A 6,000-nucleotide genomic window follows, 5' to 3' on the forward strand; every position below is an offset into this window, starting at 1 on the left:
CACTTTTTAGGTGCTTTTGTGGTTGGGGTTAATATGTGTCATTGTGCGTCTGGTCAGCGGTCAATGAGTGCAGCCGAAGCCGGTGGGTGGCTTTGGGGAGGAGGCGCGTGGCGTTGCTGTTTTGGGGTGGCCTGCCGAGAAGGTGGCGGCAGTTTTTTGCGGTTAAGACTGCGGGCCGGCGCAACAGGGGGAAGGGACGGCGTCGCAGACTTCGGGGTATTCGAAGATTTTGCCCTCGTAATTGCGGATGATCACTCGGTCATGGTTGTGACTGAGGATGTACTCCGGGTTGATGGGGACCTTGCCGCCGCCGCCGGGGGCATCGATGACATATTGGGGCACGGCGTAGCCGGTGGTGAAGCCGCGCAGATGATTCATGATTTCGAGGCCGCGGCGGACGCTGGTGCGGAGGTGGGCGGAGCCGGCGATGAGGTCGCACTGGTAGAGGTAATAGGGCCGGACGCGGCAGATGAGGAGCTTGTGGAGGAGGGCTTTCATGACCGGCACGCTGTCGTTGACGCCGCGGAGGAGCACGGATTGGTTGCCCAGCGGGATGCCGGCATCGGCGAGGCGTTCGAGGGCGGCGCGCGCCTCGAGGGTAAGCTCGCGGGGGTGGTTGGTGTGGATGCTGATAAAGAGGGGGTGGAATTGGCGGAGCATGGCGCACAATTCCGGGGTGATGCGCTGGGGCAGGAAGATGGGGATGCGGGTGCCGAGGCGCAGGAATTCCACGTGCGGGATGGCGCGGAGGCGGCTCAGGAGGGCCTCGAGTTTTTCATCGCTGAGGAGGAGGGGATCGCCGCCGCTGAGGAGGACATCGCGCACTTCGGGGTGCTGGCGGATGTATTCGATTTGGCGGTCGTATTCGGGGTGGAAATCGTAGCCGGAGGCGTTGCTGACGAGGCGGGAGCGGGTGCAGTAGCGGCAGTAGGCGGCGCAGCGGTCGGTGACGAGGAAGAGGACGCGGTCGGGGTAGCGGTGGACGAGGCCGGGGACGGGGGAATGGGCGTCCTCGCCGCAGGGGTCGGCCATTTCCCAGGGGGCGGTGTGGGTTTCCTCGAGGCGAGGGATGAGCTGGCGGCGGATGGGGCAGTTTTCGTCTGCGGGGTCAATGAGGTTGAAGAAGTAGGGGGTGATGGCCATGGCGAGCTTGGAGTTGGCCAACTGCACGCCGGCGCGCTCCTCAGGGGTGAGGGTGGGCATAAGGAGTTCCAACTGGCGCAGGGTGGTGATGCGATGCTTGAGCTGCCAGCGGAAGTCGTTCCACTCCCGGTCAGGGACATCGCGCCAGAAACCGCGGCCAGGGGACGTGAAGGCCTTATACTGCAAAAAAGCGTTTGCGGCCGCGCCGGTACAGCCGGGGTCGTCCGCCTCATTTGACCTAGACATGGCAAAGACAATAATAGGACGGGGTGAGCGGGTGTCAAGTTGGGGTGGTGCGGCACCAGGCCAAGAGGGCGACGCCGGCGACGGCGATGAGGCCGCCGGCGAGGGAGCGTGGGGAGACTTTTTCGCCTTCGAGCCAGACGGCGAGGGGGATGATGACGACGGGCATGGTGGCGACGATGGGGAGGACGATGCCTGAGGGGGTGGTTTTCAAGGCCCATTGGAAGCAGCCGACGCCCAGGAAGGGGCCGGTGAGGGCGTTGAGGATGACCCAGGCCCAACTGCCCTGCCATTTGTTGCGCCAGTGGGCGAAGGCGGCGCCGGGGGGTTCGTCCCAACGGCCGAGGAGGTGCTTGCGCTTGACCACCAGCAAGGCGACGGCGGCGACGAGCATGCCGCCGAGGCTGCGCTGGAAGGCGGCGCTGAGGCCGTCCACGGATTCGCCGGCGGCGGCGGCGACGGCGAAGGCGCGGCGGCTGATGACGGCGCCCATGCCCTGGCCGAGGGCGGCGAGGACGCCGCTGGCGAGGCCGAGCCAGAACACGCGGCGGGGCAGGTGCAGGCGTTCGCCGGGCGCCAGGGCGAGGGCCACGCCGCCGAGGATGAGGGTGCTCAAGGCGATTTCGGTGGGGGAAAGGCGGGTGCCGAGCCAGGCCCATTCGGCGAGGGCTGCCATGGGGGCGGCCAGGCAGTGGACGAGCAGGCTGGTGAGGCGGGAGCCGAGGCGGGGGAGGGCTTGAAAGAGGGCGACGTCGCCAACACCGAAGCCCACCAGGCCGCTGAACCAGAAAAGAACAAAGGCGGCGCTGGCGGTGCCGGTGCCGGCGGAGGCGGCCCAGAGGCCGAGGAAGAGGCAGGCCAGGGCGAGGCGCCAGAAATTGGCCTCGGTGCCGCCCATGAGGCGGGCCGAGCGGGTGGCGGCGATGGCCGAGAAACAAAAGAGGACGGTGGCGAGAGCGGCGGCCAGCATGGCGCGGTGAGGGAGAGGTGAAGCCGCCGCGTCACCGGCGGGGGGCGTGGGTCATCCCAGGGCGGCCAGGCGGCGCTGGCCTTCGGCAAAGAAGTCGAGATAGTAGATGAGGCGCGCCTTCATTTCCTGGCGGGGGATGATGGCGTCAATGAGGCCGTGTTCGAGGAGGAATTCGGAGGTTTGGAAGCCGGGGGGCAGCTCGGCCTGGGTGGTGTCGCGGATGACGCGGGGGCCGGCGAAACCGATCATGGCGGCGGGTTCGGCCAGGATGAGGTCGCCGAGGCTGGCGTAGCTGGCCATGACGCCGGCGTAGGTGGGATGGGTGAGGATGCTGATGTAGGGGAGGCGGTTTTTGGCGTGGTAGGCGAGGGCGGCGCTGGTTTTGGCCATTTGCATGAGGCTGAACATGCCTTCATACATGCGGGCGCCGCCGCTGGTGGAAATGATGATGAGGGGCAGGCCGCGGTCGGTGGCGGTTTCGATGAGGCGGGTGAGTTTTTCCCCCACGACGCTGCCCATGGAGCCGCCGAGGAAATTGAAGTCCATGACGCCGAGGGCGACATGGTGGGGGCCGATGCGGCCGATGCCGGTGACGACGGCCTCTTTGAGGACGCCGTCCTTCATGTTGGCGGCGAGTTTGGAGGTGTAGGAGGAGACGCCGGTGAATTTGAGGACGTCCACGCTGACCATGTCGGCGTCCATTTCCTCAAAGGAGCAGGTTTCGACGAGGGAGTGGATGCGTTCGCGGGCGCCGATGGGGAAGTGATGCTGGCACTTGGGGCAGACCTTGAGGTTGTTGTCGAGCTCCTTGTCGTAGATCATGTTGGAGCATTTGGGACATTTGGTCCAGAGGCCTTCGGGGATTTCCTTTTTGCGGGCGCGGCCGGTGCCCAGTTTGGGCTTGCGGATGAAGGTGGTTTCGCTGCTGGGCGCCAGCGGGGTGACAGCCGGCGCGACCGCCTCGGTCAAAGCCGGATTTTTGATGATGGTGGTGGTGGCCATACTGCTATGTCTGGGTTTGGTCACAACGTCCTTATCTGCCCCGGGCCAGGGTCCAGGCGCATACGGCCTCCGCGCCGGCCTGCCTTAAGGCGGTGGCGGCGGCGTTGAGGGTGGCGCCGGTGGTCATGACATCGTCCACGAGCACCAGCCGGGCGCCCGCCAGCCGCACGCCTGCGGGGACGGCAAAGGCGCCGCGCAGGTTGGCCGCCCGCTCGGCGCGGGTGAGCCGTGTCTGCGAGACAGTATGTTTGACCCGTTGCAAGACCCGGGTGTTCAATGGGAGGGCGGTGGCCTGGCTGAGGAGCCGGGCCAGCCGCCCGGCCTGGTTAAATCCGCGTTCGCGTTCTTTGATGGGATGGAGGGGCACCGGCACGATGGCCTGCCAGTCGCCCGCGCGCAAGGCGGGCGTGGCGGCGGTGGTGAGCCATGGGGCCAACCGCGGCTCCAGCCAGAAGGCTTGACGATATTTCCATTGATGGATGATTTTGCGCACCGGGCCGTCAAAAACCATTACGGACCTGGCGTAATCGAACTGCGGCGGTGTCGCCTGGCAATCTGCACAGATAAACGCGCCGGTGATATTGCCTGCAAAAGGCTGCCCGCACACGTCACACCACGGCGGGCCCAAGGGTTGTGCCTGGGCGGCACAGGCGGAGCAGACGTAGCCGTTGGGGTGTCCGGCCTGCGCGTTGAGGCACACCTGACAAAGCTCAGGATAGAAGAAAGCGAGGAGGGCATCAAGAGCGGTTTTAGGAAAAGCGCGCACAAAGTATCCGTCCTAACTATGTTTGAATGGTTACTGATGATTGGTTGTGGTTGCGCGCGCCGTATCTGGTGGCCCAGTAGCAGACGGCGATGAGGACTGGCACCGTCACCCAGCCGTCGAGCAGTTTCTGGCTGCCCCAGAGCCAGGTTGAGCTTTCCGGAGCGGTGCGGGTGAAGAAGCCGGCGGTTTTGAGCCAGAAGATCCAGCCGGCATGCAGGCCGACGGAGGCATAGAGGGTGCCGGTGGCGTGGTAGAGCCAGGCGAGGATGGCGCCGGCGAGGGTGAGATTGATGAAGCCGGGCACCAGTTGTTGCAGGTTGGTGAAGCCGGCAAACAACTGCGGCAGTGCGCGGAGGCCGGAATCCCAGGCGACGGCATCCTGCCATTGCACGCGGCCGAAGAAGTGGACCAGGCCGAAGAGGGCGCTGCTGGCCAGGAGGGCGGTGCGGAGGGAACAGGTGCGGCGCAGGGCGCCGAAGATGGCGCCGCGGAAGAGGGTTTCCTCGAGGACGCTGACCACCACGGCGGCGGAGAGGGCGTTGAAAAGATGGCGGGCGATTTGGGCGGCGCTGCGTTCGGCATCCCACAGCCGTCCGCCCAGGGCCAGTCCCAGACCCAGGGCCAGCGCCAGGCTGGCGAAGCCCAGGCCGAGGCCCCAAATCAAATGGCGGCCCTGTCCGCGGGGAGAGGACCAGCCGAGGTCCTGCCAGGAGCGGATGTGGAAGGCGCGGGCGAGGGGCCAGATGCCCAGCAGGGCGAGGGCGAGGAAGCAGCGGGTGAGGTAGCGGGAGAACGGCTGCTGACTGAGACGTTGGAAGAAGCCGGAATCGGCGGCCAGCGCGTGGACCAAGGCATGGAGCCAGGGGGCGAGCAAAGCCCCGCCGAGGATCACCCCGATCAGATAGAGCGCCAGGGCCGCGAGCGGACGCATGGCCTGAACTCTAAACCGGCGTGCGTGGCTGCCAAGCGTTTTTCCGCGCGGGCGGGGGCGTTGGGAAGTGATTGGGGCGGTGGGGGGGCGTTGCAGCAAGGATTGGGGCGCGTGCGGGAGGGAGGCGGGGAGGGGATTGTTATTGAATGGGGGCGGAGGGGGAGTATATTGAGGGGTCTAACGGTGGTTACCAACCGTCACGTATGCTGGTACATCTCTTGAAATCGAAGATTCATCGGGCGCAGGTCACCGGCGGCAGCCTCGAGTATGAGGGGAGCCTGACCATTGCGGAGGATTTGATGGAAGCGGCCGGGTTGTATCCGTATGAGAAAATTTTGTGCAGCAACATGGCCAACGGGAGGCGGTTTGAGACGTATGTGATCAAAGGGCCGCGCGGTTCGGGGCAGATTGTGCTGAACGGGGCGGCGGCGCATTGTGGCAAGCCGGGGGACCGGCTGACGATCATGAGTTTTACGGAAGTGGAGGCCGCGCAGGCGGCGCAATGGCATCCCACGGTCATCGTGCTGGGGGACAACAACCGCATCACCACCCGGAAATAAGGATTGCCCATGGCTTGGACTGCCGCACAAATCGCCGCGCATCTGCAGGGGGAGGTGGTGGGCGATGCTGGTGTTGTTCTGACTGGTTTTGCGCCTGCGAAGGCCGCGAAGGCGGGGGATTTGACGTTTGCCGAGAATGCGGAGTACTTCGAGGCTGCGCGGCAGAGCGCGGCCAGCGCCATCCTGGTGGCGGAGGAATATCCGGCGGGGGAGAAGACGCTCATCAAGGTGAAGAATGCGCGGGTGGCGTTTGCGCGGGTGCTGCCGTTGTTTTTTCCGGAGCGGCGTCCGCCGGCGGGGGTGCATCCGACGGCCGTGGTGGGGGCGGGGGCGCAAGTGGATCCGACGGCGGCGGTGGGGCCTTATCTGTCTCTTATACACATCT

The 6,000-nt window shown here is 65.7% G+C and carries 7 protein-coding genes; 2 read left to right on the forward strand and 5 right to left on the reverse strand.

Features of this window, described 5'->3' with window-relative positions:
* Positions 1-162: 162 nt before the first annotated feature.
* The 5 genes from N3J91_11745 to N3J91_11765 are packed head-to-tail and all read right to left on the reverse strand — an operon-like array spanning position 163 to position 5,055.
* Positions 163-1,389 carry a KamA family radical SAM protein gene (locus N3J91_11745; protein MCX8157096.1) on the reverse strand — a complete coding sequence of 409 codons (1,227 nt, stop codon included), beginning with the start codon at positions 1,387-1,389 and terminating at the stop codon, positions 163-165.
* A 34-nt stretch (positions 1,390-1,423) separates the two neighbouring features.
* Positions 1,424-2,356 carry a DMT family transporter gene (locus N3J91_11750; GenBank protein MCX8157097.1) on the reverse strand — a complete coding sequence of 311 codons (933 nt, stop codon included), beginning with the start codon at positions 2,354-2,356 and terminating at the stop codon, positions 1,424-1,426.
* Between the two features lie 51 nt (positions 2,357-2,407).
* On the reverse strand, positions 2,408-3,358 hold the full coding sequence (gene accD, locus N3J91_11755) for an acetyl-CoA carboxylase, carboxyltransferase subunit beta (GenBank protein MCX8157098.1): 951 nt from the start codon (positions 3,356-3,358) through the stop codon (positions 2,408-2,410).
* Between the two features lie 31 nt (positions 3,359-3,389).
* Entirely contained in the window at positions 3,390-4,124 is a 735-nt protein-coding gene (locus N3J91_11760) for a ComF family protein (GenBank protein ID MCX8157099.1), read from the reverse strand.
* Positions 4,125-4,140: 16 nt separating this feature from the next.
* The gene (locus N3J91_11765) at positions 4,141-5,055 is read right to left on the reverse strand and encodes a CPBP family intramembrane metalloprotease (protein ID MCX8157100.1); all 915 of its coding nucleotides are present in this window, start codon (positions 5,053-5,055) and stop codon (positions 4,141-4,143) included.
* Between the two features lie 203 nt (positions 5,056-5,258).
* On the opposite strand from N3J91_11765, the gene N3J91_11770 reads away from it, so the two are divergent.
* Together N3J91_11770 and N3J91_11775 are read left to right on the forward strand one after the other, a co-directional pair.
* Positions 5,259-5,615, forward strand: a complete 357-nt coding sequence (locus N3J91_11770) for an aspartate 1-decarboxylase (GenBank protein MCX8157101.1) — start codon at positions 5,259-5,261, stop codon at positions 5,613-5,615.
* A gap of 9 nt (positions 5,616-5,624) precedes the next feature.
* Positions 5,625-6,000, forward strand: a 376-nt coding sequence (locus tag N3J91_11775; protein MCX8157102.1) for a UDP-3-O-(3-hydroxymyristoyl)glucosamine N-acyltransferase, incomplete at its 3' end; no start/stop codon positions are given.

This window comes from Verrucomicrobiia bacterium (assembly GCA_026414565.1).
Taxonomy (GTDB): domain Bacteria; phylum Verrucomicrobiota; class Verrucomicrobiia; order Limisphaerales; family Fontisphaeraceae; genus Fontisphaera.

What these genes read in the sequence shown, in the direction of transcription:
- N3J91_11770 (MCX8157101.1), top strand. Translation starts at nt 5,259, where the DNA reads ATGCTGGTACATCTCTTGAAATCGAAGATTCATCGGGCGCAGGTCACC.
- N3J91_11750 (MCX8157097.1), bottom strand. Translation starts at nt 2,356, where the DNA reads ATGCTGGCCGCCGCTCTCGCCACCGTCCTCTTTTGTTTCTCGGCCATC.
- N3J91_11745 (MCX8157096.1), bottom strand. Translation starts at nt 1,389, where the DNA reads ATGTCTAGGTCAAATGAGGCGGACGACCCCGGCTGTACCGGCGCGGCC.
- accD (MCX8157098.1), bottom strand. Translation starts at nt 3,358, where the DNA reads ATGGCCACCACCACCATCATCAAAAATCCGGCTTTGACCGAGGCGGTC.
- N3J91_11765 (MCX8157100.1), bottom strand. Translation starts at nt 5,055, where the DNA reads ATGCGTCCGCTCGCGGCCCTGGCGCTCTATCTGATCGGGGTGATCCTC.